Origin of the sequence: Lacinutrix sp. Hel_I_90 (assembly GCF_000934685.1) — a bacterium.
In the GTDB taxonomy this organism is placed as follows: Bacteria; Bacteroidota; Bacteroidia; order Flavobacteriales; family Flavobacteriaceae; genus Lacinutrix.
The window spans coordinates 1204186-1230786 of the sequence record NZ_JYNQ01000001.1 but is presented as its reverse complement, the minus strand read 5'-3'; the positions used below and the strand labels follow the sequence as shown (position 1 = coordinate 1230786).

Below are 26601 nucleotides of genomic sequence, written 5' to 3'. Positions count from 1 at the left end.
TAAGGAATTAATGACGTTGTATTGTGTTTAATACTGCAATTATAATGCCACAGCCTTTTATGAGTTCGGCATTTGAGATTGTTAAAGGGGGCGTAATACGAATGGCTTTAGGTTCAAATAATAACCAAAACAAGATTAAACCTTGATCTTGAGCCTTTAAAACCAATTGATTGGTGATTTCTGCTGAGGGCAGTACCGCTGCCAACATCAAGCCACGACCACGAATTTCAGTAATTAAGGGATGCTGTAAATGTTTTCTAACCAGTATTTCTTTTTCAAGTGTTTGTGCCATTAAGTCACTTTCAGTAATTTCTTGTAGTGTTGCTAAAGCTGCAGCAGCGATTACTGGATGGCCCCCAAAAGTGGTGATGTGTCCTAATTTAGGCGTGTCATATAATACATCCATTAATTTACTCGAGGCGGTAAAAGCACCAATAGGCATGCCGCCACCTAAACCTTTGCCTGTAACTAAAATATCTGGAATGCAGTGGTAATGTTCAAACCCAAAGAGTTTACCTGTGCGCCCTATTCCTGGTTGAATTTCATCTAAAATTAATAAAGCACCGACGTCATTACAGCGTTTCCTGATTTTTGTAAGAAAGCCATTTTGTGGCTCAATAAAACCTGCACCGCCTTGAATGGTTTCTAAAATCACACAAGCTGTTTTGTTAGTGATGTGTTTTAAATGAGGCTCGTGATTAAATGTAATATGACTTACATCTGGGACTAATGGTCTAAAAGGGGCTTTGCGTTCTTCATAATCCATTAAGCTAAGCGAACCCATCGTGTTGCCATGGTAGGCGTTGTGCGCGGCTATAATCTGGCTTCGCCCTGTGGCACGTCGGGCTAATTTAATGGCCCCTTCTATAGCTTCTGTGCCCGAATTAACCAAATAGGTTTTTTCTAGTGGTTTTGGTAAATGTCTAGCTAATAGTTTAGTGAGGTCAACAGCTGTTTTTTGAATGTATTCACCATAAACCATAACATGTAAATACTTATCGAGTTGGTTTTTTATAGCAGAAACCACTCGGGGATGCCGATGCCCAAGACTACAGGCTGAAACACCAGCTACAAAGTCTAAATAGGCTTTGTTGTTTGTGTCATAGATATAGGAACCTTCAGCATGAGAAATCTCCATCGCTAAAGGATGTGGTGTGGTTTGTGCTTGATATTTAAAGAAATCGGTTTTCACTAATTTTCATCTTTCTCTATAATAGGTTTGCCTAATAGTGGTTTTTTTACGGTCGGATTTGGCGTGCGCTTCTCTTCTTTACTCTGTTTTTTTAATTGCTTTGGAAGTTCTCTTGACGCTTTTGGAAGCGCTGATTTCTGTCCGTCATATCGTACTTTTGGTTTTGCAGAATTGTCTGCATCTTCAACACGACCTAGCAAGTTGTTGTCAAAAAACTCTTCTTCAGGCACAAAAGGTTCTAAACCTTTTATTTTTGGCAGATTTAAAGGTAAGTCGTCTTTAAATAAATCTGCAACACTCAAAGGTCTCTCTTCTTCACGCCAATCGAAATCTTTTAATTTTCTCAGGTTTTCTGGAAAATCTTCTTCAGGATACGTTTTGGCTTCTGGCTGAATAAGTCGTTTGTAAATAGAGATATCACCAGCTTCAAAAAACATTTCAATATTTGCAGAACGGGCTTTATCGTATCCAATCAATTCATCGTCTTCGTTTCTCAACACAAAAATAGACTCAGAATTTTTAAAGATATTAACTTGTTTTAACTGATTTTCCTCATCGAATAAGCCAACCAAGCGCTTGCCTTTAACCTGGCTGTAGTCGTTAACACCTATAGAGTCCTTACTAATTAGAAACGCATTTTCGAAAAGGAGTAGCGAGTCTAGTTTTTCGGTTTCTGGATTTGATTTTAGATGAATGGTATCGCCAGTCATTTGGTTTTTTAAACTCCAAAGAATAGGTCTGCGTTTTACTGCAAAAGGATCTGTTGAAGATAATCGAGACAGATTAATCAATTGTGTTAAACCCGATTGATGATTCACATGAATAGAATCAGATTTCCCGCTTAAATCTGATTTAAAAATCTTTGCATTTCTAAAAGCTCTCGTAATACGGTTGTCTTCCTTTCCAGTCACCATCAAGGTATCTGCATGAATGTAAACCGAGTCTTTTTCCTGAACTGAAATCGCCAAAGCACGTTTAGTAACAAAAGCAGAATCTTTAGATTTATAGACTTCAGCATAATGCCCTTTAATAATACTATTATTTATGGTGTCTGTAATTTTAATGTTGTTGGTAGCAGAAGCGAAATCAAGTTTCCGATCAAAATACATACTGTCGCCAACAACCTCTCGATTGTCGTAATCTATTTTTGAATTCTTAATAAAGTAGCCCGTATCTGCATTGGTATCATAAAAACCACGTTCGCAGTAGATAGTACTCGTTTCTCCAACAATTTTTGAAGGGCCGTACATGTAGGCGTGGCCGCTTTCAGAATAAAAGTCCAGCTGGTTCGTTGTTAAGACATATTCTGGATTAACCAGTTTTACTGTATTTAAAAAACGGTATTTGCTTTCTTGCATATAGTAACGTCCAACAGTACTGGTAATGGTGCCCGAAGAATCGCGAACCACCTGGCCTTCATTATTATAAAACGCTTGTTGCTTTAGGCGATCGAAAAATAGTTTTTGAGTGGTTAAAACCGAACTGGGTTCTGTAAGTACCACATCGCCTTTAGCGATTGCTAACTGTGTTTTTCCGCTATATTCGGCATATTTAGCAACCATTTGTATGGTGTCACCTTGTTTCATTAACACATTGCCATAGGCTTCTACAAAATTTTCTTTACCATATAAAATGGCTTGATCGCACCACATATCTATACCATCATGATACACATGCACTTGTCCGGCATCACTACGTGTTAAAATACGCGCGCCAGGATATTTTTCTTCATCAATGTCACCAAAAGCACCAGACTCTTTAATCTCAATATTTTTGCGTTCTTGTGCAAAAGCATTGAAGGAGATTAGGCTTAGGAATGCTATTACCAATAGATTTTTAAACATTTCTTATTATCGTGTTTGAGCAAAAATAATGATTAATCTGAGTTGTTATTAGCTATTAAGATATATTTACCAAAAAACCTGCCGAAGGTTGGGGTTGAGCAGGTTTTCTATTTAAATAAAAGGAATCAACTAGTCATAATTTCTTTCATAATATTCTTTTTCTACTAATAGCTTGGAATCATCACCAGCTCCTGTTTTAAATTTAGTTTCTAAATGATCACGACCATTAAGTCTTTGAAAGAATACAGAGAAGTGTAAATGCGGACCAGTAGACCAACCAACATTACCACTTAAAGCAATCAGTTGTCCAGCTTTTACTACCTCTCCAACCTTAACTTTAGCTCCTTTTTGTTTAATATGGGCATATTCGGCAAAAGTACCATCATCATGATGAATTAAGATGTAATTAGCATATTTTTTGCATGCTTCCTTAGGACAGGTTTTATTATTTACGTCTACCACTTTAATTACTGTACCTTTTCGAGCAGCGACTATCTTTGTTCCTATTGGCATTTCAAAGTCTAATTGCTTTTTGTTTTGGTGAGAAAAAGTCCCGTTGTAGCCTTGGTTAACTTTTATCGCTTTATTTTTTTCAAAAGGCAAATAATAACTTAAATCTTTGTCATAATCAGTATCTAAATGATTACCGTAGTTAGATTTTTCCTGAGTCGAATAACCATATTTTTTGCCTTTTTTTATAATAGAAAGGGTGGCTAGTTTGTTCTTTATGCTGTTAGCGGGTAGAATGAAAACGTTCTCAGTTCCTGCTGAGGAGTTTAAGTTTTTAAGATCAAATGTTATTTTAATAGAAACTTCGCAGGGTTCATTGTTATCTGCAAAAAAGGCGAAACCATTTTCAATGGACTCAGAATACGTTTTTACTTTAATCTGAGCGAATGCGTGTGCTGCGTTAAGAATTAAGAATAGACAAAGAATGCTTTTTTTCATAGTAGGATTGTGTTTTATTCCAGAGATAAAAAAACCTGTCAGGCTTTGAAAACGTGACAGGTTTGAAATGATATGATATGATGTGTTTTACCTAAAAATCGTTTGTTTTCTATCTGGACCAACAGAAACAATCGTAATAGGGATTTCTAATTCTTTTTCTAAAAACGCGATATAATCGTTAAGCGCATCTGGCAATTGAGACGCTTCGCTCATTGCTGTTAAATCTGCAGCCCAACCCTTAAAATCAGTATAAATAGGTTCTACGTTTTCTGGTTCGATATTGAAGGGGAGATGGGTTATTGTTTCTCCTTTATATTTATAAGCCGTTGCTACTTTTAAGGTTTTGAAACCAGAAAGTACGTCACTTTTCATCATCATGAGTTGCGTCACGCCATTAATACGACAGGTGTATTTTAAGGCGACTAAATCTAACCAGCCACAACGTCTTGGTCTTCCTGTAACCGCTCCAAATTCTTGTCCTATCTTAGCCATTTCGGCACCAACTTCGTCAAATAATTCGGTTGGAAATGGGCCAGAACCTACGCGAGTGGTATAGGCTTTAAAAATACCAAACACCTCTTTTATTTGATTTGGTGCAATGCCTAAGCCAGTACAAGCGCCAGCAGCAGTGGTGTTAGAAGAGGTTACAAAAGGATAGGTTCCAAAATCGATATCTAAAAGCGAACCTTGAGCGCCTTCGGCTAAAATGGTTTTATTATCTTTTAACGCCTGGTGTAAATACGCTTCACTATCTATAAATTGTAATTCTTTTAAGCGTTCAATAGATTCGAAAAATTCAATTTCCATTTCTGCTAAATCGTATTGTACATCAACATTATAGAAAGCAATCATCGCTTCGTGCTTGTTTGCTAAAGCTCTGTATTTTTCTTTCCAGTCAGGCATTTCTAAATCACCCACACGAATACCATTTCGGCCAGTTTTATCCATATATGTTGGACCAATACCTTTTAGGGTTGAGCCAATTTTGGCTTTCCCTTTAGAGGCTTCACTAGCTGCATCTAATAAACGGTGTGTTGGTAAAATTAAATGAGCTTTACGCGATACAATTAACTTTGCTTTATAATCGATGTCAAACTGGTCTAAACCTTCTAATTCTTTAATGAAAACCACTGGATCGACCACGACGCCATTTCCAATAACGTTCATGGCATCTTTATGAAAGATTCCAGAGGGAATTGTTCTTAAAACGTGTTTTATGCCATCGAATTTTAGTGTGTGGCCTGCATTTGGACCGCCTTGAAAACGTGCAATGATATTGTAATTAGCGGTTAAAACATCGACAATTTTTCCTTTGCCTTCGTCTCCCCATTGTAATCCTAGTAGTAAATCTACTGCCATTATAGTAAGTTGTTTTTAGTTGTCTGTTGTATTTTTTGTGCCGTAAAAATAGAGCGAATGATTATTGATTTTTATATCAAAAACCTCTTCTATAGTTTTTTTTATGGATTGTATTCTTGGATCGCAAAACTCAATCACTTCGCCAGTGTCTGTTAAAATAACATGATCATGTTGCTTATCGAAATATGATTTTTCGTAGTGGGCCTGGTTTTGTCCGAACTGGTGTTTACGCACCAAACCACAACCTAATAATAATTCGATGGTATTATAAAGCGTAGCACGACTCACGCGATACTTTTTATTTTTCATCTTTAAATACAACGATTCGATATCAAAATGCTCTTTATTATTGTAGATTTCTTGAAGTATAGCGTAACGTTCTGGCGTTTTGCGATGGCCATTGCTTTCTAAGAAAGCTGTAAAAACGTTTTTTACAATCTCTTGATTTTTACTGTCTGTATTTGCGCTCATATATAACGGAACAAATTTACGTATTTTTTTGAGGTGTACTATTAAAAAAGGATGAGTTTTGATGAGGTGTTATCAGACAGTTATTAACAACCACATGCTAAACACGTGTCACCTTTTCAATGCCGTTAATTTTCTTCAGGTTATCCATGACCTTTTTAAGCAGTGTTTTGTTTTTAACACTGACATTAATTTTTCCTGAGAAAATACCGTCGTCGCTTTGAAAACTAATACTCGACATATTAACGTGCATGTTTGATGAAATAACTTTAGTGATATCATTTACCAAGCCTAAATTATCAATTCCTGATAGTATAATATTAGCATGGTATTCTTCTTGTGAAGAATCAATCCATTTAGCTTGCATGATTCTGTATGCATAATTAGATTGTAAACTCAAGGCATTAGGACAATTTTTCTTGTGCACTTTTATGCCCTCAGACACGGTTAAGAAACCAAAAACAGGATCACCTGGTATGGGGTTGCAACAGGTTGCTAATTTGTAATCCAGATGCTCTTCTTCTTTACCAAAGACCAACATGTCGTACTTGTTGGTAATCTCTTCTTTTTCTATCTCTTCTTTAGAAATTGTATTTTTTCTGTTGATTTTACTCTTGAAGAAGGTCATTAAGGCATTGCTACGAGACGCGGCATACTCCTTTAACATGGGGTTAGTAATGGTACCAATGCCTACGCGATAAAACAAATCGAGACTCGTTTTTAATTTAAAATGGCTTACCATTTCATTAACCGATTTCTCGTTGAGTGTAATTTTTAATTGTTTTAATTTTCGGCGCAAGATTTCTTTACCATCTTCTCCTATTTCTTTCTTTTCCTCACGAAGCAACGATTTAATCTTTGCTCGCGCTCGGGATGTAGTAGCATAGTCTAACCAGTTAGGATTTGGTTTTATGTTTTCAGAAGTTAAAATATCGACCTGATCACCACTTTGTAGCTCATGACTTAAAGGCACTAGCTTACCATTGACTTTCGCGCCACGTGTTTTCATACCAACTTCTGTATGAATATTAAAAGCAAAGTCTAATGGAGTGGCTCCTTTAGGCAGGGATTTTAAATCTCCTTTTGGTGTGAAAACAAAAATTTCTTTAGAGTATAAATTGAGTTTAAACTGCTCTACAAAGTCAACCGCATTCGTTTCTGGGTTTTCGAGGGCTTCTTGCAAGCGATTAATCCAGATATCGAGGTTGTCTTCTTTATCGTCTTCATTTTTGTATTTGTAATGCGCAGCATAGCCTTTTTCGGCAATTTCATTCATGCGTTCACTACGAATTTGTACTTCTACCCAACGCCCTTTAGGGCCCATTACGGTAATATGCAGGGCTTCGTAACCTGTAGATTTTGGAGAAGAAATCCAATCTCGTAAGCGAATAGGGTTCGGTCTAAAATGATCTGTAACCACGGAATAGATTTTCCATGCTATAAACTTTTCATTTTCAGTATCTGTTCTGTAAATAATTCGAACAGCAAACTTATCATAGACTTCATCAAAAGTGACGCCTTGCTTATCCATTTTTCGTTTAATAGAAAAAATAGATTTAGGTCGCCCTTTAATAGTATAATTTAAACCTTCCCGATCTAAAGCTGTTTTAATAACATCGTTAAACTCTTTTATGTAAGCATCTTGTTGCTGCTTACTTTCTTTCATTTTCAATAAAATGTCGTCGTAAACTTCTGGCTCAGTATATTTTAAACTTAAGTCCTCGAGTTCATTTTTTATATTGTATAAGCCTATTCTATGCGCTAAAGGCGCATAAATATAAAGCGTTTCACTCGCTATTTTCACTTGCTTGTCTGGACGCATAGAGTCCATGGTTTGCATGTTGTGAAGTCTGTCTGCAATTTTAATAATGATCACACGCACATCGTCATTGAGCGTGAGCAACATTTTCCTGAAATTTTCGGCTTGCAAAGAAATGTCCATATCTTTTTCTTTGCTCATTGAGGCAATTTTAGTTAGGCCATCTACGATTCGGGCAACCGTTTCACCAAATAGGCGTTCAATATCCTTAATAGAATAGTTTTCGTTATCCTCAACGACATCATGAAGTAGAGCGGCAGCAATAGATGTTGCGTCCAACCCAATTTCTGAAGCTACAATACGCGCTACAGCAATAGGGTGAAAAATATAAGCTTCTCCGCTTTTTCTACGTTGTTCTTTATGCGCATCAACAGCAACCTCAAAGGCTTTACGAATCAATTTTTTGTCTTCGGTGGTTAGTGTTGTGTAGCTAACTTTTAGAAGGTTCTTGTAGGCTTTTGCAATAGCAGCATTTTCATTTTCAATTTCCACTTCTGTCATAGTATTAAAAATAATATAAAAATGTTAATCAGCAAGCTGTTTTTTTGTTTTTTAGTTGAAGTGTATAGAGGCTAATTCAAACGTATAATACGCTGTAGATTGTGCTTAGATACTCTGAAACACTCGGATTGTTTTTTTGTCGCTTTTTCGAACTAACGATTACGCTATTGTATTGATTTAGAGTCTTGTTTTAAAACTGTGCTACTGAAGCTATTGCGAGCGTATTTACGTATTTATTACTCTACCAATATAGGGCAATGCCCAATGAGCCGTCTTTTTCCAATACATACAATTATTCCTCCGTTTTATAGACTTCCATTTTAAAACCTAATCCGTAATTGTTTAAACCGGCTTTTAGTAAGTTAGAGTTGTCAATGTTTTCTTTTTCATAGCGCACCCATGCGCCGCCATTTAAAAACACGCGTTTTACAAACGTTCTTTTTTCTACAATGTCATCTGTAAAAGGTAATAAAGGTCTAAAGGTTGTTGATACTTTCACTATGCCACGCTTGGTTTTTACTTCTTGGTATTTTTTATTAGGCAGCAATTTTCCTTTGTTATCGGTATAGCCTAAAACCTGTAAAGAAATAAATAGCCCTTCTTTAGGCATGATAAGGTTGTGGTCTAAAACATCCAATTCATAAATGTCTTCATTCTTTTCAGTGGCTATAAATACAATCTTATCATAAGTTATTACCTCACCAGGGAATCCGTTAGCATTCTCATAAAAATTGACCTTAAAAAGTGTTGAAAAGGGTCTTTTTTCACTTGTTTTTTGCTTGCGGTCACCCCAGTTTTTCGATTCTACTTTTATCGGGATTTCTAGTGTTTTTAGACGTTTAATGTGTGCTGATTCGTTTGGGAAAAATACAGCGATTTCGCTTTCAATGGTTGGTAGCCAGCACTTAAAATAATCGTCGTGTGTAATCGGTTCTATTTCTTCAATTTTAAATTTACCTTTTGGTAAACCACTAATAATAATTTCCTGAAGTTTGCTCACTTTAGATTCCAAAACGATAGTGCTTGGTAAATTTATTGTAGACAGCGTTAGTTTTTTATAGCCTAAGGCAGAGATGTATAAGGAATCAATATCACTGTACAACTTTTTTGTAAAGTAAAATTGACCGGCATCATCTGCGAAAAGCCCATTGCCATTACCAAAAGAGATGGTTGCATACGAAATAGGCTCTTGATTTTCAGAGATTAAAGTAGTGTTTTGTGCTCCACTAAAAAGTGTAACAACTAACATTAGTAGTACGGGAATTTCTTTTTTAAGCATAGATCAATTTATAATATTACCTGTCATTTAATCCACTCAAGAACTATTCCAAGACTTAATAAAGACTATTTATAATTAGCAATCCAGGTATCAATTTTAGTTTCTAATAAAGTCAGCGGTACGCAGCCAGGTTCTAATACCTCATTATGAAATTGCTTAATATCAAAAGTGTCTCCTAAAGCCTTTTCTGCTTTAGCACGTAATTCTCTAATTTTTAATTGTCCGATTTTATAAGACAAGGCTTGCCCTGGATTTGCCATATAACGCTCTATTTCTGAGGTAATACTAGCTTCGCTCTCGGCTTCGTGCTCTAAAGAATAGTTGATGGCCTGTTCTCTTGTCCAGCCTTTAGCATGCAGACCAGTATCAACCACCAAGCGAATGGCTCTATGCATTTCCATACCTAGCATCCCGAAGTATTGATAAGGGTCGGTATACAACCCTAATTCTTTGCCTAAAGATTCGCTATATAAAGCCCAGCCTTCACCATATGCACTGTACCATAATGTTTTTCTAAATTTTGGTAAATTGGTGTCTTCCTGTTGTAATGAAATTTGGTAATGGTGTCCAGGAATGGCTTCGTGTAAGAACAAGGCTTCATCACTAAAGATGTTGTATTTTGTAGCCTCCGGAATTGGTGTATAAAAAATACCTGGGCGTGTGCCGTCTAAAGAACCTGGATTGTATTCTGCACTTGCAGAGGCTTCCCGAAAGGCTTCGGTTCTTCGTACTTCGAAGCCTGTTTTTGGTTTTACATCAAAAAGGATTTCAATTTGCGGTTTCATGCGCTCATGAATGGCATTAAAATGGGCAATAATCTCCTCAGGTGTTTTATAGGGCATTAACGCTTGATTATTTCTAACATAATCGAAAAATGAAATAATATCACCCGTAAAGCCCACTTCGGTTTTAACTTTTTCCATTTCAGTAAGAATACGTTCGACTTCTTTTAAGCCAAGATTATGAATGTCGTCTGCAGACATATCTGTCGTCGTGTACAACTTTATTTGATGCTTGTAATAGGCGGCTCCTTTAGGTGTATCATCAATACCACTGGTTAATCGGCCAGCATTCATATAATCAATATTCATAAAGTTATATAGTTTGGCATAGGCCGGAATCACTTTGTTTTCAACCATAGTAGTATACGCTTCGGTGATCCGTTTTTTGTCTTCAGCAGAAAAACTTTCCGGCAGATTTTTAATCGGCTGATAGAATAAATGGTCTTCTAATGGTGTGTCTGCAATTGTTTTTAATTGCGGTACGACTTTAACAATCAGGCTTTTTGGTAAAACATGGTTTGCAGCCATACCTGCCTTCATCTTTTCTTCGGCAGAAGCCACCCATTCTAAATACTGATCTATGCGTTCTAGCCAATTATCATAATCTTCAACCGTTTTAAAAGGTTGGGAACTAGCCCCACTTGCTAATTGACCAATGGTTAATTGCTTGGTCCACATTTGGTTAATTGGCGTTAAATCTTCTCTAAAATCAAAACGCTCTAAGTTAACTTCACAATCCCAAATAAGAATGTCACGACTAAGTTGTTCACTAGCATTAAGAGTTGTATTAGTATAGCTTTCGGCTTTTGTTTTAAAGGTTTGGTAGTAGGCTTTTTCTTGAGCAACATAGGCCTCTGTTAGTGTGTTTGGTAAGCTATTGTTATAGCGGTTATCACCAGCAGCTGTGGCATTAAGCGGATTTAGTTTCAAGCCTTCTTCATAAAAATCATCCAACATGTTGCTGAAGGCTTCATTTTTTTCAGACGTGATTTCTTGAGTTTCTGAACTTGTGGTGTCTTTACAAGAAGCGAATAATAAGATAGTAGAAAAGAGTATGAGATAGTTTTTCATGTTTATTTCAGTTTTGGAAGACTAAAATACTATTTAAAACTAACATGAAATAATGTATCTACATTTTATCTAATACGGGAAGTATCTGTTTCATCTATAGTAAAAAAGAAGCACAATGCACAGTGCTGTATGGCTGTTTTAAAAACAGTTAATTGGGCTTCGTTTGATACAATTTTAGGGGTTTCTTACTAATTTAAAATAAAAAGCCACTTTATTTTGAATAAAGTGGCTTAATTAAAACGAAGCGTTTGTTATTACTTGTCCAGTTGTTTAGTCATCTTAAAACCTGCAAATAAGGCTAATCCGGCCATTAAAAAGATACAAGCCGGATAGATAGCACCTTCATCTATAGTGGTATAAGTTTCTAATAGCATGGCGATAAAAATACCAGATCCAATACCCATTAAAAGTAATGCGATATTCAAAATAAGTACTTTCCATATAGGCGCAGTATGTTCTTGACCTTTGCCAAAAATACTGGCGTCTGCACCTTTCTCTATTAAGGCTAAGCGTTCTCTATTTCTAGTTGAAAAATACAAATAAAATATTCCGAAAATTGATCCAATTATAATTGGCATAATAATGACTTCTGATCCCATAATGATTGTTTTTTAATTGATTATTTTTAATGTGTTCTTAGCTTAAGACGATAACATTTAACTGATGGTTACAACTTTTTTAAACTATTTTTTCTTTCAGGGTGTAACCGCGGGTATTAAGTGGTCGTCTAATGAGCAGATGACCACCAACGACCAACATTATATTACTAAAGTATTAGAAGGCGATACCCATGCTTATGCAGTACTGGTAGACCGTTACAAAGATTTGGTATTCACCTTAGCCTTAACAATGACTAAGAATAGGGAAGAAGCTGAAGAAGTAGCGCAGGATGTATTTGTAAAGGTATATAAGAATTTAGCGAAATTTAAAGGAGATTCAAAATTTTCAACCTGGGTGTACAGAGTGTCTTACAATACCTGTTTAGATCGTATTAAAAAGTTAAAGCGGACGCACAGCACTGTTACTATTGATGCGTTTACAGAACATCAAATCCAGACGATAGACGATACCTTATTTGCTATGGAAATTAAAGAACGAAATGAAGCCATACTAAGGTGTTTAAACCAGTTGCCAATCGCAGATTCATTTATACTCACCTTGTATTATTATGAAGAACAATCTTTAGATGAGATAGCAAAAGCAATGCGTTTAAAAGCGAATCATGTTAAGGTCAAATTATTTAGAAGTCGAAAAAAGTTAGCTGCTATTTTAAGAGCACAGTTAGAACCAGAAATACTAGAACATTATGAGCGATAATAAAGAAAAGCAATTAGATGAATGGTCTAAGAAATTATTTGATACCGCATCTTTAGAATCCCCTTCGTTTAATTTTACTGCTCAGGTAATGCAAGAAGTGGTCCTACTATCAGAAAATAAAAGCGTAAAATACACCCCACTTATTTCTAAAAAAGTCTGGTATATACTAGGCTTAGTTTTTAGTGGGTTGTTAGGTTTTGCTGTATTTGCTAAGGTGCTTACTACTGAAAGTTGGTTTAGTACAAGGTCTAATATTAAGATGACAGCATTAATTCCTGAGCTTAATATTTCAAGTACAGCACTATATGCCATTGTTTTATTTGGCATCATGCTCCTGGTACAATTGCCGCTCCTTAAACAGTATTTTAATAATCGCTTAGAGGTTTAGTACCAACGTTTCTTTTTCTTTTTCGAGCCTTCGCTCTTCCGTCCTTTTCTGTGCTTACTTCCAGTTTTATTAGAGGTATGCACTTCTTTTTTAGCTTTGGGATCTAAAGGATACGGATGGTCTTCTACGACATTTAACTGAAGATTTATAAGTTGTTGTATCGCTTTTACATATTCTTTTTCATCAGCAGAGCAAAAGGAATAAGAGGCACCAGTATTACCGGCACGCGCCGTTCTTCCAATACGATGCACATAGGTTTCAGGTACATTTGGCATATCGAAATTAATAACCGCATCCACATCATCAACATCAATACCACGCGCGGCAACATCAGTTGCAATTAAAATATCCACCTTATTTTTCTTAAAATCACTTAATGCCTCTTGACGTAGTGTCTGGCTTTTATCACCATGAATACTATCTACTTTATAGTTGTTTTTAAGTAGCGTTTTTTCTAGTTTATCAACACCATATTTTGTTCTACGAAAAATAATGATGCGTCCTTTTATTGTATCGCGGAGCAAGTGCAAACACAATTCGATTTTTTTTGGTTTAGGCACGAAATATAAGGCTTGCTCAACATTTTTAGACGTTGAAGAATTCTGGGAAACTTCAATACGTTTAGGTGCTTTTAAGATGCCATTCGCTAATTGTTCAACCTTGTAAGGGATTGTTGCTGAAAACAAGAGTGTCTGTTTTTCTTTAGGGCAGAGTCTTTCAATCTTTTTGACATCATCTATAAAACCCATGTCTAGCATTAAATCTGCTTCGTCTAAAACTAAGGTTTCTACATAATCTAAATTGAGACTGTCTTGCTTATGTAAATCGAGTAAACGACCTGGTGTCGCAATTAAGATATCGACACCTGCTTTTAAGCGCTCTTTTTGAGGCTCAATAGCAGTTCCTCCATAAATAACAGCAGAGGTTAAATTAGTATATGTGGCGTAACCTTCAAAGTTTTCCTGAATTTGGATGGCCAATTCCCGAGTAGGACTAACCACAACCGCACGTATTTTTTTACCTTTTTTTGGAGCTTCTTGTTTATCATACAGCAACTGCAAAATGGGCAAGGCGAACGCCGCTGTTTTTCCAGTTCCCGTTTGTGCAGAAGCAATGACATCTTTTTTATCTAAAACTAACGGAATGGTACGCTCTTGAATAAGCGTTGGGTTGTCGTAGCCTTTTTCGGCAATGGCACGTAATAATGGTCTGTTAAGCTTTAGGTCTTTAAATGACATGTAAAAAATATTTACTGCAAAGGTAGTTTTTTTACCACGCTTTTTTATTAAAAAATGAATAATAGAAGCAGGCTATTAATTTAACGTTTAGAGACTTCTACGGTGTAGGTCGCTACGATATCGTTATTTATTTTTAAATGTACATCGTAATACCCTTTATGTTCAAATCGGTATTTAAAATTCACTATTTTGTTTTCGGTTTTAAGGGCATAAATTTTTAGAGGCCGCGTGTTACTGCCAGAAAAGAGCACTAGAGAAACAGTATCAAGAGTGCTGTTCTTTAAATGTTTAAAACTAAAGTAGATTTCGGCATTCTCTTTTGTTTTTATTTGCATCTGTTCAGGACTTATAAGTATCACTTTATGCTTAAAAATGTCACCATACACTAGTGGGGATGAAACAAAATCTGTAGGTGTCACGGTAGCGTTAAGCAACCACTTTTGAAGTGTTGGATAATGATTTTTAGCAAATAATGTAGGGTCTGTTAAAAAATAGCCTTCATTATAGTCGTTAACAAAATTATTGTTTTCATCAGTATACCCACTAGACCATGTGGCGTCACAGAGATACCATTTGTTGTTTAATTTCACGGCATTCCAAGAATGGTTAGTCATTTCAAATTCTTCTACATTAGCGTTTATAGAGCGCCCATAACCATCGACAATTTCACAGGCTATATTGGCTAAAAAACAAAGTTCTTTTATTAAATAAGCATAGCCGGTACACATGGTTTTTTTGTGCTTTCGTAACGTTTTGAAGGCGGTTTTTTTGTAACCATTACTCCATTTAATATACCCTAGACTATCGTTTTGAAATCTTTTTCGTGTTCTATTTATTTTTTCATGCTGATAGTAATCGCCTTCAATATTATTACAAACCCATGTATATATGGCTCTAAATTTTTCAACTTGGGTAGGAAGTTTGTGCGTTAATTTATACGCTAATAATGGTAAGTTTTCCAAGCTGCTACCTTCATTTAAGGTCGCTACATTATCTGCAATGGTAAAATTTATAGATTTAAAATCTGAGACTTGAGCCATCGTACTATTGAAGACAAAAAGGACGAGATAAATGAAGGTGTTTTTCATAGCAGTTTGGGTTTATTTATTTCGCTTTGATTGATACACGCCTTTTACGGCTACTTTCCCCATAATAACCACTGTATCTAATGTCATTTTTATGTCTAGTGCTATGTTTGACGCTGAATTTTCATTTTCTATAACTACTTTTTGTGATTCCAGTCCGAGATAACTAAAAACTAAAACGTCTCCTTTTTTAAGCTTTATAGGAAATTCAAAATGCCCATTAAAATCTGTTACTGTTCCAGTTTTGGTTCCTTCTAATGTCACATTAACACCAACTAATGGTTCAGAGTTGTCAGACACATTTCCTTTTACAATAAAGCTATTTTGAAATGCTGAATTTTGAACTTCCTGAGTGTTTACAGCCGTTTTTGTTGGGTTTTGAGACTCCTGTGCTTGTATTGTATTCATTGAAAAAGCCAGTATACACGCCAGTCCAATACCACCAACAAGGCTAAGGTTTTTACCTTGCTTGTGATTTTCGTTGACCGTGCTTAACTGAGAACGATTAAATCTTCCGCAGGTGTTTTGACGCTTTTGATTTTGAAAATAATTAACAAGATCTTGAGTGTTCATTTTTGTAAAGTCGATGACCTCCTTTTCACAAGAGCCACAAAAGCCACCGTCTGGAGTTTGAGAAAATTGATTAAAGTTTTCGTGACAAGGTGTTTTGATGTTTAAGCTAAATTGATTTTTCATGTTATAGGTTTTAAAAGTTATGATGCCTCAAACCTATAACTTAACAGAGTATATAAAAACCAGCAATGAGTTAACCGGGCTTTTCAATGAGTGAAACCTGGTTTTTAATACGTTTTATTAAAAAAAGAGTAGGAGATGAGATTGAATTTGATTTTGTATAATACGTAATTATAAAGACTAATTTGTGGGGCCCGCTTCTTTAATTTGTTTTGGCGCTTTCTGACATTTTGGTAGTCTCACGATTTTAAAACAGTTCGCTTAGACCATATAAAATTAAGATCTTTACTCACGTTCGTTGAACTCGGCATGTCTTAATATCAATTAAAAACATGTTTTTGAGCCAGTGGTTTTCCAAAGTGAAATCCAGCAAAAACCGCAATAACTTCAGCAAGGATAAACCAAAGGCCTTTTGGTAGTGTTAACGTAACAAAAGCGGTAGCCAAAATCATTAGACCTGCAACAATATAGGCTGGAATCATACTTGTTTTTGAGATAAATCCTGCTATAAACATGCCGCTAATAATACCCATAAAGTGACCAATAACTACAAATACTTTAGCGCCTACAGGAATTCTATTCATATTATTCTTTATCCAATCCATATCTGTAGGATTAGCGTCTTCAGGTAGCGGAAATAGGTTGTGGCCAATACCCGTTTCAAAAATGTAAACGACCATTGAAGCCAAAATAAAACCAGCGAAGGTGGCGAGTATATTTCTAATCAAGACATTTAAATTTTAAACTCAAAAGGAGTTTGATTGGTTCTATTAAAGGTACGATTTTTTTCGTTATTCCTAAAGTTTCTATACCATGCGAAATAGAAAAATGTAGTTTTAATTAGTATAAAGACCTGTATCTCTTTAAGCCTTATAGGTCTTTTTTATAGTATTTATAATGGCCGATTGAGAAAAAAAAGGTGTTCATTGTTAGTGACTTAGAATAGCAAAACTTAATCGCAGATTAGCAATAAATATTTTCATATTAAAAAAAACAGTAGATTTACAATTGTATAGAAACACAATAAATTATAAGTTATAATCATTAAACCAAACCTATTATGAAGATTAAATACCTACTACTAGTATTTGTAATTTTTTTTAGCAGCTGTAATTCAACTGAAAAGTCAGATAAGAATACAACAATTGAAAAATCAGGTAAAGACACAATAGTTGGATCATGGACGTTATCAGAAGTAATAAATTATGATAAAGCTAATTTGGACATGGACAATCAGACAAAAGCAACCTTGGCAAATGAGATGCTCTCTAAAGGGTTAATGCTATATTTTTACCCTGATTCATCCTACACCGTAATAGAAGACGATAATATTAAGAACGGTGAATGGTCTTACCTTAATGAGAAAGAGGTTAAATACGGAAATAATAAACTTAAAATAGAACACTTTGATCAAGAAGGGACAATGAGGAGCATGCTTGTAACGATTCGCAATGAAAACGATGCTGTTGCATCAGAACTTAAGTTAGTCGAAGAGTTAGAGAAATTAGAAAACTATAAGGAAGACCCTTTTTACGTAGCGAATAACAAATGGAGACAGCGACCACTAGAAAAAGAGACGAATGCGGAAATTGTATCTCGCTTGGCAAATTATATATTGCATAATGCCTATCTTTTAAAATCAGCCTATGAAAGGAATGATGTTACTGTTACTTTTAAACATTCTCAAGGAATAATTAAAGTGTTTAAAGGGGGAATAGGTGTTGTTAAAGAAAACAGGATTAACGAAACATGGAAAAGTTATTTTTATGATGAAGAAGATGCGATGAAAGCCTATTATTTATATAATAGTTATCTTGGTAAGCAAGGCGTAATAAGAGCAACATCGACTAGAGACTGGGTGAAAGATAATTATGAAATATTAATGAAGTTGTATTCTAAAATTCAAAAAAGAAAGGGAGATGCTATTGAGGTTTTAAATAAACAAAACAGCTAGAAATATAAGAGTAATACATTAATACAGTTATAGAATATATCTTTTGACATTAAAGCAAAAAAAACCTGAAGTATGGCTTCAGGTTTTTTTATTATAATTGCTTATTTATTGTTTTATTCTTCTGTTAAAACCCATTCGCCCTTAGCGATTAAAGGTTCTGCTTGCTTGTATTTTACGGTTTTATTTTCACCACTCATAACATGCTTAATGGTCACACGGTCATTACGCCCAATTTTAGGTTGGTCACGTACAATGGTTTCTACAACTTGTTGCTGTTGCTGTGTGTTACCGGCGGCTCTGTTTTGAGCAGAACGCTCATCTAAATTTTGGATTTCGTCTTTTTGTGTTTTCAGATTTTCCTTTTTACGGGTTTGTCTTGCTTCACTTATTTCGTTGCCTTGATTGGCTTGTAATTCTCCTTTAAATAAAAACGAAATTACTTCTTTGTTTACTCGGTCTATCATGCCTTTGAATAATTCAAAAGCTTCAAACTTATAAATCAAAAGTGGATCTTTTTGCTCATGAACCGCAAGTTGAACAGACTGTTTTAACTCATCCATTTTACGTAAATGCGTTTTCCAGGCATCGTCAATAATGGCTAAAGTAATGTTCTTTTCAAAATCTGTAACTAATTGCTTTCCTTCTGAATTGTAAGCCGTTTCTAAATCTGTTACGACCTGTAATGTTTTTTTACCATCTGTAAACGGTACAACAATACGTTTGTATTTATCGCCTTGGTTTTCAAAAACATCTTTAATCACAGGAAACGCAATCTCAGCATTACGAGCCATCTTTGCCTTGTAGTGATCAAAAGCAGCATTGTAAATACGTTTTGTTAATGCCGTTGCTGATAATTTATTGAATTCTGCTTCTGTCACTGGCGATGCCATAGAGAAGTAACGGATTAATTCGAATTCGAAATTTTTAAAATCACTCGCAGCTTTATTGGTTTCAGCCATGCCTTCCGAAGTATCGAAAAGCATGTTTGCTAAATCAACACGTAAACGTTCTCCAAATAACGCATGGTGGCGACGTTTGTAAATTACTTCACGTTGCGAGTTCATAACATCGTCATATTCTAATAAACGCTTACGCACGCCAAAGTTATTTTCTTCAACCTTTTTCTGTGCACGCTCAATAGATTTAGAAATCATAGAATGCTGAATCACTTCGCCTTCCTTAAGTCCCATACGGTCCATCATTTTGGCAATACGCTCACTACCAAACAGTCGCATTAAATTATCTTCTAAACTCACATAAAATTGTGAGCTTCCTGGATCTCCTTGACGTCCAGCACGACCACGTAATTGTCTGTCTACACGACGAGAATCATGACGTTCTGTACCAACAATAGCTAAACCACCAGCTTTTTTAACGGCATCGCTTAACTTAATATCGGTACCACGACCAGCCATGTTCGTAGCGATGGTTACTTGACCAGGTTGCCCAGCTTGTTCTACAATATCGGCTTCTTTTTTATGGAGTTTTGCATTTAATACATTGTGCGGTACTTTTCTAATGCTTAGCATTTTCCCTAGTAACTCAGAAATTTCTACGTTAGTGGTACCTATTAAAACAGGACGGCCTTGTTGCGATAAGTTGGTTACTTCATCAATAACCGCATTGTATTTTTCACGCTTTGTTTTATAAACTAAATCTTCTCTATCGTGACGTGCAATGGGTCTGTTCGTTGGAATTTCAACAACATCTAATTTATAGATCTCCCACAATTCGCCTGCTTCTGTAACCGCAGTACCTGTCATACCAGACAGTTTACGATACATTCTAAAGTAATTTTGAAGGGTTACTGTCGCGAAAGTTTGTGTGGCATCTTCAATTTTTACATTTTCCTTAGCTTCAATAGCCTGGTGTAAGCCATCGCTATAACGACGACCATCCATGATACGACCTGTTTGCTCATCAACAATCATAACTTTATTATCCATAACAACATATTGGTTGTCTTTTTCAAATAAAGCATAGGCTTTTAGTAATTGATTTAGGGTATGTATGCGTTCAGATTTTACACCAAACTCTCTAAATAACTCTTCTTTTAAGTTGGCTTCATCTTCAGAAGATAAACCTTGTGCTTCAATTTTGGCTATCTCAATACCAATTTCTGGCATGACAAAGAAGTCTGGATTATCTTTTCCTGAAATGTATTCAACCCCTTTATCGGTTAATTCAATTTGATTATTTTTTTCTTCAATAACGTAGTACAATTCTGCATCAACCTTTGGCATCTCACGGTTGTTATCTGCCATGTAGGTGTTTTCTGTTTTTTGAAGTAATAGCTTATTACCTTCTTCACTTAAGAATTTAATTAATGCTTTATTCTTTGGAATACCTCTGTACACTCTTAACAGTTGAAAACCACCTTCTTTGGTGTCACCTTCCGCTATTAATTTTTTAGCATCCACTAAAACCTGAGTTAAATGTTTGCGTTGTACTGCAACAATATCTTCAACTTTTGGCTTTAATTCTGTAAATTCATGGCGGTCACCTTGTGGAATCGGACCTGAAATAATTAAGGGTGTTCTGGCATCATCAACCAATACAGAATCAACCTCATCGACAATCGCGTAATGGTGCGGGCGTTGTACTAAATCGTCTGGCGAATTCGCCATGTTATCACGTAAATAATCAAAACCAAATTCGTTATTTGTACCGTAAGTAATATCAGAGTTATAGGCTTTACGACGCCCTTCAGAATTTGGTCTGTGGTTATCGATACAATCTATACTCATGCCATGGAATTGGAAAATGGGCGCCATCCAGGCCATATCACGTTTTGCTAAATAGTCGTTTACTGTTACTAAATGCACACCTTTTTCGGCTAAGGCATTTAAGTAAACCGGTAAGGTTGCGACTAAAGTTTTACCTTCACCTGTTTGCATTTCGGCAATTTTACCTTCATGCAAAGCGACACCACCAATAAGTTGTACATCGTAATGAACCATGTCCCAAGTAATGGCTTTTCCCACAGCATCCCATGAGTTTGACCAGGTGGCTTTTTCACCATCAAGCGCAACATACTCTCCCATGCCAGAGACTTCTCTGTCAAACGGGGTAGCGGTTACTGTAATTTCGGTGTTGTTTGTAAAACGTTTTGCTGTTTCTTTAACCACAGCGAATGCTTCAGGTAAAATAGCATTTAAAGTATCTTCTACTGCAGCATACGATTCGTCTTCAATTTTATCAATCTCTTGATAAATGTCTTCACGTCTGTCAATGTCATCAATTGCTTCTGCTTCTACGCGTAACTTTTCTTTACGTTCGTTAAAAGGTTTTCGAGTTTCGGCAATAATGGCTTTGAATTCTACTGTTTTAGCTCGTAATTCATCGTGAGATAAAGCTTCTAAAGCGGTTTCAAAGGTTTTAATTTTATCTACTAAAGGTGAGATGGCTTTGACATCTTGTTTAGATTTGTCGCCAACAAAGACTTTTAGTACGGAATTTAAAAAATTCATAAGCTTATAATATTTTTTTGTCTTAAGTGCTTCGCTTGCACTCCATTTGACATTTTGTTTGTTATAGTGTCTGCGACTATCACACGAAGTGCAGTCGAAGGGTCTTTATTTATATTTAGAGGTATTATTAATTCCTTATAAAAAGGGCTTAAAGATACGTTTTGTGCGCTTCATTTCTAAAAATTAAAGCACAAAAAAAGTCTCAAATAGAGACTTTTTCTTTGTTTTTATAGTTTAGACGTAGCACTGCTAAGTCTTTTAATATTCGTCCTCGTTCCAGAGGTAGTCTTCATCTGTTGGGTAATCAGGCCAGATCTCTTCGATAGAATCGTAAGAATCGCCTTCATCTTCAATGGCTTGCAAATTTTCAACAACTTCTAAAGGTGCGCCAGTTCTAATAGCGTAATCTATAAGCTCATCTTTAGTTGCTGGCCAAGGTGCATCACTTAAATAAGATGCTAATTCTAAAGTCCAATACATTTCTTTATGGGTTTATTTTTTTGCAAAAATAATTTTTTAGTTTTAATAGTCAAGAAAAAAGTGAATTATTTTCAATAATAAAAAAGAACGTCATTTTTCACTGAAACAATTTAACTGTAAATCTTTTGCAGTGTTATGTAATCACAGGGCGTTGTAGGCTGTTTTTCTGTGTAGCTTTTAATGCTTTTCAGGAATCCATTTTACTTCATCTGCTTGCAAATCAAAGGACAACTTTCGTGCCAACACAAAAAGATAGTCAGAAAGACGGTTTAAATAGATGAGCGCTTCTGGTAAAAAGGGTTCTAAATCATTAAGCGCTGAGGCTAAACGTTCAGCACGGCGACAAACACAACGTGCTATGTGACAGAATGACACCGTTTGGTGGCCGCCAGGGAGTACGAAGTGTGTCATTTGAGGTAAAACGGCATTCATGGTATCCATTTCTTGTTCTAAAAGCGCAATATCTTCCTCCGAAACCTTATTGATGTTTAGTCTTTCTTTTCCATTTTTAAGAATCATTTTCTCTGGATCGGTCGCTAGGATAGCGCCAACGGTAAAGAGTTTGTTTTGGATGCTCACTAAAACAGCTTTATAAGCTGGGTCGATGTCTTGATCACGAATAAGACCAATATGAGAATTTAGTTCATCTACAGTACCATAACTATCAATGCGAATATGGTGTTTAGGAACGCGAGTACCACCAAACAATGCGGTGGTGCCTTTATCTCCTGTTTTTGTATATACTTTCATTTTTCTAGGGTTAGAAGTTGCAAGTTAGAAGTTTCAATTCTATTTATTAAAATAAAATACAATTTTCGCGACTTTCTTCAGTTAGGGGAAGGGAGGGGGCTTTCAACAAAACTCGGAAGGTTTGACGAAAAACAGCTTTAGCGATTTTTTATTAAAATAAAAATCTACTTGAATTTTCTACTCGTTTTCTTTGTGTCATCGCTCACTTTATAAAAAGTGTTGCTCTTTCTAAGAATACCAACAAAAACAACAATAAGGACTATTGAAATTATAAGTATTACGATTATTTTTTTATAAACTAAGCGATTAAACTCGTAGTGTAAAATGCTCTTTAGCTTGTTCTTTTCTAAAAAAAACAATGCCCCAGAAAAAAGTATCTATAGTAACGGTCACTTTTGGGTGTTGTTTTATAAGAGTCCAGGCTTCGGTCATGCCTGTACTCCAGTAGATGTCATCAAAAATAAAAACAGTATCATTGGTTGCGGTTGGGAGCAGGGTTTCAAAATAATTTAAGGTTGCCTCTTTTTGGTGATTACCATCAAAATAAATGCAGTCATAGGTGTTTTTAGTGAGTGTCTTTGTGACGTCATTAAAATCACCTGTTATAAGCCTGATGTTTTTTAAGCCGAACTGTTCAAAGGTTTGTTCTGTAAAAGCAGCAATGGCTGGGCAGCCTTCTATGGTTGTAATGTCGCCAGCGGGATGCCCCAAATGTAGCGCCTGTGTCGCAATGCCTAGTGAAGTTCCTAGTTCTAAGCTGTTTTTAAACTGAAAATACTGTGCGAAACGAGAGAGTAATTTTGCGCGGTATCTCGTGGTTCCTGCATTTTTAACCAGTTCTGAAACGCTGCGGGTGTGGCCTTTTTTTACGCGAGACCCAACACCTAAATCGCTAACCTCTATTTTAGTCCTGTTTGAAAGCAAATAAGTCCTGTAGGCCTTTAATTCTGAATAAATAGCCTGTTTTTTGCGGTCGTAGAAACATTTAGTTACCAAATCATAGACAAAAGGAGACTGCACACCATGTTGGTTTTTAGAACGCAACCAGAATTTTAGGTAAGCAATAATTAGTTTTCGCATAGGATTTTCCGCGAAAGCGGGATGCTTTTTATTAATTTCAAAATTTAATTAGTTCAATAGCTATAACACTAACTAATCATTGGTAGCTGCAAAATGCAGACTAAATTACCCTTCCATCTTTTCACTGAGCTCTAACCAGCGCATTTCCTTTTCTTCGATACTATCAATAATTTTTTGAAGTTTGTTAGACAACGCATTAATTTCATCTTGAGGAAGCTCGGGGTTTAAAAATTTTTGTTCTAATTCAGCTTTGTCAAACTCTAAGGATTTGATTTTACTTTCTAAGTTTTTATATTCCTTTTGTTCGTTATAAGAGAGCTTGGGATTGCTGTCTTTCTTCCAGTTTTTAGTCTCTTTTTTGTCTTCCGAAGCTTCAATAACTACAGGTTTGCTATCGTCATAGGCTCTAAAGTCACTATAATTTCCTGGGAAATCCTCGACTACGCCTTCCCCTCTAAAAACAAAAAGGTGATCGACAACTTTGTCCATAAAATACCTATCATGAGACACCACTAACAAACAGCCAGGGAAATCCAAGAGAAAGCTTTCAAGCACATTAAGAGTGACAATGTCTAAATCGTTTGTAGGCTCATCTAGAATTAAAAAGTTTGGATTTTGAATTAAAACGGTGCATAAGTATAAGCGTTTACGCTCGCCACCGCTTAATTTTTCAACAAAATCATATTGCTTTTTACGGTCAAATAAAAAGCGTTCTAGTAATTGCTGTGCGCTAATTTGACGGCCTTTTTTTAAAGGGATATACTCCCCGAATTCGCGCACCACATCAATTACTTTTTGATCTGGTTTAGGCGTGATACCCATTTGAGTATAATAACCAAACTTAACCGTTTCGCCAATAATAATCTTTCCAGAGTCGGGTTCGGTTAACTGGGTAATAATATTTAAAAAGGTTGATTTCCCTGTGCCGTTTTTGCCAATTATTCCCGCACGCTCCCCTTTTTGGAACATGTAATCAAATTGATCTAAAATAATTTTGTCTTTATAAGACTTCGATACTTTTTTAAGCTCTAGGATCTTGCTTCCTAAACGCTCCATATTGAGTTCTAACTGTACTTCGTGATCATTACGACGTTGGTGTGCACGGTGTTTGATATCTGCAAAATCATCTATTCTAGATTTAGATTTTGTAGTTCGCGCTTTGGGCTGGCGACGCATCCAGGTGAGTTCCTTTTTATAAAGTTGTTTGGCCTTACCAGTTTCTGTAGTTTCTTGTTCGATACGGGCTTCTTTTTTCTCTAAATAATAAGAATAGTTGCCTTTGTAATTGTATAATTGACCTTGATCTAACTCTATAATTTCATTACACACCCGTTCTAAAAAGTAACGATCGTGCGTGACCATAAACAGGGTGATGTTCTCTTTTGCAAAAAAGGCTTCCAGCCATTCAATCATTTCTAAATCTAAATGGTTGGTAGGCTCATCGAGAATTAATAAATCGGGTTTATTAATTAAGGCATTGGCTAAAGAGAGTCGCTTTTTTTGTCCGCCAGACATGCTACTTACTTTTTGATGCAGGTCGTCCAGCTTTAACTTAAAAAGAATTTGCTTGTATTGCGTTTCAAAATCCCAGGCATTAAAAGCGTCCATTTTCTCAAAGGCTTTTTGGTAGGCTTCGGCATCTTCCGGATTTAATAAAGCGAGTTCATAATTTTTTAGGACGTCTAATATCGGATTGTCGCTATTAAAAATCGTCTCTTCAACTGTTAGACTGCCATCTAAATAGGGGTCTTGCGGTAAAAAAGAGACTTTAATATTTTTTCTAAAAATTACCTGTCCAGAATCTGGGGTGTCTGTATTGGCAAGTATATTTAAAATGGAGGTTTTTCCTGTACCATTTTTAGCCACAAAGGCCACTTTTTGATCCTTATGGATGCTAAATGAAAGGTCTTCGAAAAGGGTAAGCTCTCCATAAGATTTCGATATGTTTTCAACGTTAAGATAATTCAATGAGTGATTTTTTTGCAAATAACGGATAAAAAACCAAAAAATCCGACAAATGTTTTATTATTCACGACGAAAAGCTATATTTGTTGTAAATCAATGAGTCCAAAATGAATCGATTGCTGTTTGGTATTATGCTGTTATTCAGTGTGTTATGTTCTTCTTGTGTCACTAATAAAGATGTTGTTTATCTTCAGGATAAGGGCACTGTAGTGAATGATTCTTTACAAATTGCAGAATTGTCTAAACCCTACCGTGTTCAAGTAAACGATATCTTGAGCGTTAATATTAAAGCGATTGATAGTGAGGTCAAGAAATTAGTCGAAGTGTTTCAACCAGTTGCTGAAGGAGCTGCAGGAGCTGCGGGTGGTCAGGGGGCTTTATATTTTAATGGTTTTACAGTAGACTTACATGGTAATATCGAATTCCCTATTCTTGGAGATATCAATGTGCTAGGCTTTACTACAGATGAGATAGAAGATAAAGTCAAAACGGAAATACTGGCAACCTATTTAAAAGAAACCACACAAATATTTGTGACAATAAAATTAGCGGGATTACGCTATACAGTAACAGGGGAAGGTGTTTCTGGTGTCTATACATTATTTCAGGACCGTGTAAATATCATTGAAGCCATTGCTAATGCTGGTGGCTTATCGAATGTCGCAGACCGACGTGATATTAAAATTGTGCGACAATATCCCTACGGTCAAAAAATACACAGTATTGATTTAACCGATATTGCGGCTATGAAATCACCTTATTATTACATTCAGCCCAATGATATCATTTTGGTTAAACCGCTTAAACGCAAAGCATTAGGAAGCGGAGAGACGGCAGCTCAAACCTTTACCACGATTGCCTCTATATTTTCTATTGTTGTCTCAACGTATTTTTTGGCAAGGAATCTCTAAATTATAG

22 protein-coding genes are annotated in these 26601 nt (G+C 35.8%); 4 read left to right on the top strand and 18 right to left on the bottom strand.

The genetic code is table 11. The features are described from left to right. Window positions 1-7 precede the first annotated feature (7 nt). The 9 genes from GQ46_RS05495 to GQ46_RS05455 form a co-directional block, all read right to left on the bottom strand. Window positions 8-1192, bottom strand: a complete 1185-nt coding sequence (locus GQ46_RS05495; RefSeq protein ID WP_044399088.1) for an aspartate aminotransferase family protein — start codon at window positions 1190-1192, stop codon at window positions 8-10. Continuing rightward, a complete protein-coding gene (locus GQ46_RS05490) occupies window positions 1192-3036 on the bottom strand; it encodes an OstA-like protein (protein ID WP_044399087.1) in 1845 nt (614 codons plus the stop codon). The genes GQ46_RS05495 and GQ46_RS05490 overlap by 1 nt, the downstream gene beginning before the upstream one ends. A gap of 129 nt (window positions 3037-3165) precedes the next feature. Next, window positions 3166-3984, bottom strand: coding sequence for a M23 family metallopeptidase (locus GQ46_RS18045; protein ID WP_044399086.1), 819 nt, complete (start codon window positions 3982-3984; stop codon window positions 3166-3168). Between the two features lie 87 nt (window positions 3985-4071). Next, window positions 4072-5343, bottom strand: coding sequence for an adenylosuccinate synthase (locus GQ46_RS05480; RefSeq protein WP_044399084.1), 1272 nt, complete (start codon window positions 5341-5343; stop codon window positions 4072-4074). A gap of 15 nt (window positions 5344-5358) precedes the next feature. Continuing rightward, window positions 5359-5814, bottom strand: coding sequence for a Fur family transcriptional regulator (locus GQ46_RS05475; protein WP_044399083.1), 456 nt, complete (start codon window positions 5812-5814; stop codon window positions 5359-5361). Window positions 5815-5911: 97 nt separating this feature from the next. Continuing rightward, a complete protein-coding gene (locus tag GQ46_RS05470) occupies window positions 5912-8131 on the bottom strand; it encodes a bifunctional (p)ppGpp synthetase/guanosine-3',5'-bis(diphosphate) 3'-pyrophosphohydrolase (RefSeq protein ID WP_044399081.1) in 2220 nt (739 codons plus the stop codon). 292 nt (window positions 8132-8423) lie between these two features. Further along, complete coding sequence (locus tag GQ46_RS05465; protein ID WP_044399079.1) at window positions 8424-9410, bottom strand: hypothetical protein; 987 nt, start codon at window positions 9408-9410, stop codon at window positions 8424-8426. 65 nt (window positions 9411-9475) lie between these two features. After that, window positions 9476-11263, bottom strand: coding sequence for a DUF885 family protein (locus tag GQ46_RS05460; protein ID WP_044399077.1), 1788 nt, complete (start codon window positions 11261-11263; stop codon window positions 9476-9478). A gap of 254 nt (window positions 11264-11517) precedes the next feature. Then, complete coding sequence (locus GQ46_RS05455; RefSeq protein ID WP_044399075.1) at window positions 11518-11862, bottom strand: DUF6249 domain-containing protein; 345 nt, start codon at window positions 11860-11862, stop codon at window positions 11518-11520. Between the two features lie 64 nt (window positions 11863-11926). On the opposite strand from GQ46_RS05455, the gene GQ46_RS05450 reads away from it, so the two are divergent. Then, complete coding sequence (locus GQ46_RS05450; protein WP_369793428.1) at window positions 11927-12580, top strand: RNA polymerase sigma factor; 654 nt, start codon at window positions 11927-11929, stop codon at window positions 12578-12580. Next, the gene (locus GQ46_RS05445; protein WP_044399073.1) at window positions 12570-12968 is read left to right on the top strand and encodes a hypothetical protein; all 399 of its coding nucleotides are present in this window, start codon (window positions 12570-12572) and stop codon (window positions 12966-12968) included. Before GQ46_RS05450 ends, GQ46_RS05445 begins: the two co-directional genes overlap by 11 nt. On the opposite strand, the gene GQ46_RS05440 is transcribed toward GQ46_RS05445, so the two are convergent. The 4 genes from GQ46_RS05440 to GQ46_RS05425 form a co-directional block, all read right to left on the bottom strand. After that, window positions 12965-14206 carry a DEAD/DEAH box helicase gene (locus GQ46_RS05440; RefSeq protein ID WP_044399071.1) on the bottom strand — a complete coding sequence of 414 codons (1242 nt, stop codon included), beginning with the start codon at window positions 14204-14206 and terminating at the stop codon, window positions 12965-12967. The genes GQ46_RS05445 and GQ46_RS05440 overlap by 4 nt on opposite strands. Window positions 14207-14286: 80 nt before the next feature. Beyond that, window positions 14287-15294 (bottom strand): transglutaminase domain-containing protein, encoded by a 1008-nt coding sequence (locus GQ46_RS05435; protein WP_044399069.1) that lies wholly within the window; start codon window positions 15292-15294, stop codon window positions 14287-14289. A gap of 12 nt (window positions 15295-15306) precedes the next feature. After that, window positions 15307-15987: a carboxypeptidase-like regulatory domain-containing protein gene (locus GQ46_RS05430; protein ID WP_044399067.1), complete on the bottom strand. Its 681-nt coding sequence runs from the start codon at window positions 15985-15987 to the stop codon at window positions 15307-15309. A gap of 317 nt (window positions 15988-16304) precedes the next feature. Beyond that, window positions 16305-16712 carry a hypothetical protein gene (locus GQ46_RS05425; protein ID WP_044399065.1) on the bottom strand — a complete coding sequence of 136 codons (408 nt, stop codon included), beginning with the start codon at window positions 16710-16712 and terminating at the stop codon, window positions 16305-16307. Between the two features lie 332 nt (window positions 16713-17044). Between GQ46_RS05425 and GQ46_RS05420 the strand changes: the two genes are divergently transcribed. Further along, a complete protein-coding gene (locus GQ46_RS05420; RefSeq protein WP_044399063.1) occupies window positions 17045-17938 on the top strand; it encodes a hypothetical protein in 894 nt (297 codons plus the stop codon). Between the two features lie 113 nt (window positions 17939-18051). Here GQ46_RS05420 and secA read toward each other — a convergent pair whose 3' ends face one another. The 5 genes from secA to GQ46_RS05395 form a co-directional block, all read right to left on the bottom strand. Beyond that, a complete protein-coding gene (secA, locus tag GQ46_RS05415; protein WP_044399061.1) occupies window positions 18052-21408 on the bottom strand; it encodes a preprotein translocase subunit SecA in 3357 nt (1118 codons plus the stop codon). A 258-nt stretch (window positions 21409-21666) separates the two neighbouring features. Then, on the bottom strand, window positions 21667-21888 hold the full coding sequence (locus GQ46_RS05410; protein WP_008272287.1) for a DUF2795 domain-containing protein: 222 nt from the start codon (window positions 21886-21888) through the stop codon (window positions 21667-21669). 177 nt (window positions 21889-22065) lie between these two features. Further along, window positions 22066-22638, bottom strand: a complete 573-nt coding sequence (locus GQ46_RS05405; protein WP_044399032.1) for a cob(I)yrinic acid a,c-diamide adenosyltransferase — start codon at window positions 22636-22638, stop codon at window positions 22066-22068. Window positions 22639-22944: 306 nt separating this feature from the next. Further along, entirely contained in the window at window positions 22945-23718 is a 774-nt protein-coding gene (locus tag GQ46_RS05400) for an O-methyltransferase (protein ID WP_044399031.1), read from the bottom strand. 105 nt (window positions 23719-23823) lie between these two features. Next, window positions 23824-25686 carry an ABC-F family ATP-binding cassette domain-containing protein gene (locus GQ46_RS05395; protein ID WP_044399029.1) on the bottom strand — a complete coding sequence of 621 codons (1863 nt, stop codon included), beginning with the start codon at window positions 25684-25686 and terminating at the stop codon, window positions 23824-23826. Between the two features lie 104 nt (window positions 25687-25790). Here GQ46_RS05395 and GQ46_RS05390 point away from each other — a divergent pair, with 104 nt between their 5' ends. Continuing rightward, on the top strand, window positions 25791-26594 hold the full coding sequence (locus GQ46_RS05390; protein WP_044399027.1) for a polysaccharide biosynthesis/export family protein: 804 nt from the start codon (window positions 25791-25793) through the stop codon (window positions 26592-26594). The last annotated feature ends 7 nt before the right edge of the window (window positions 26595-26601 follow it).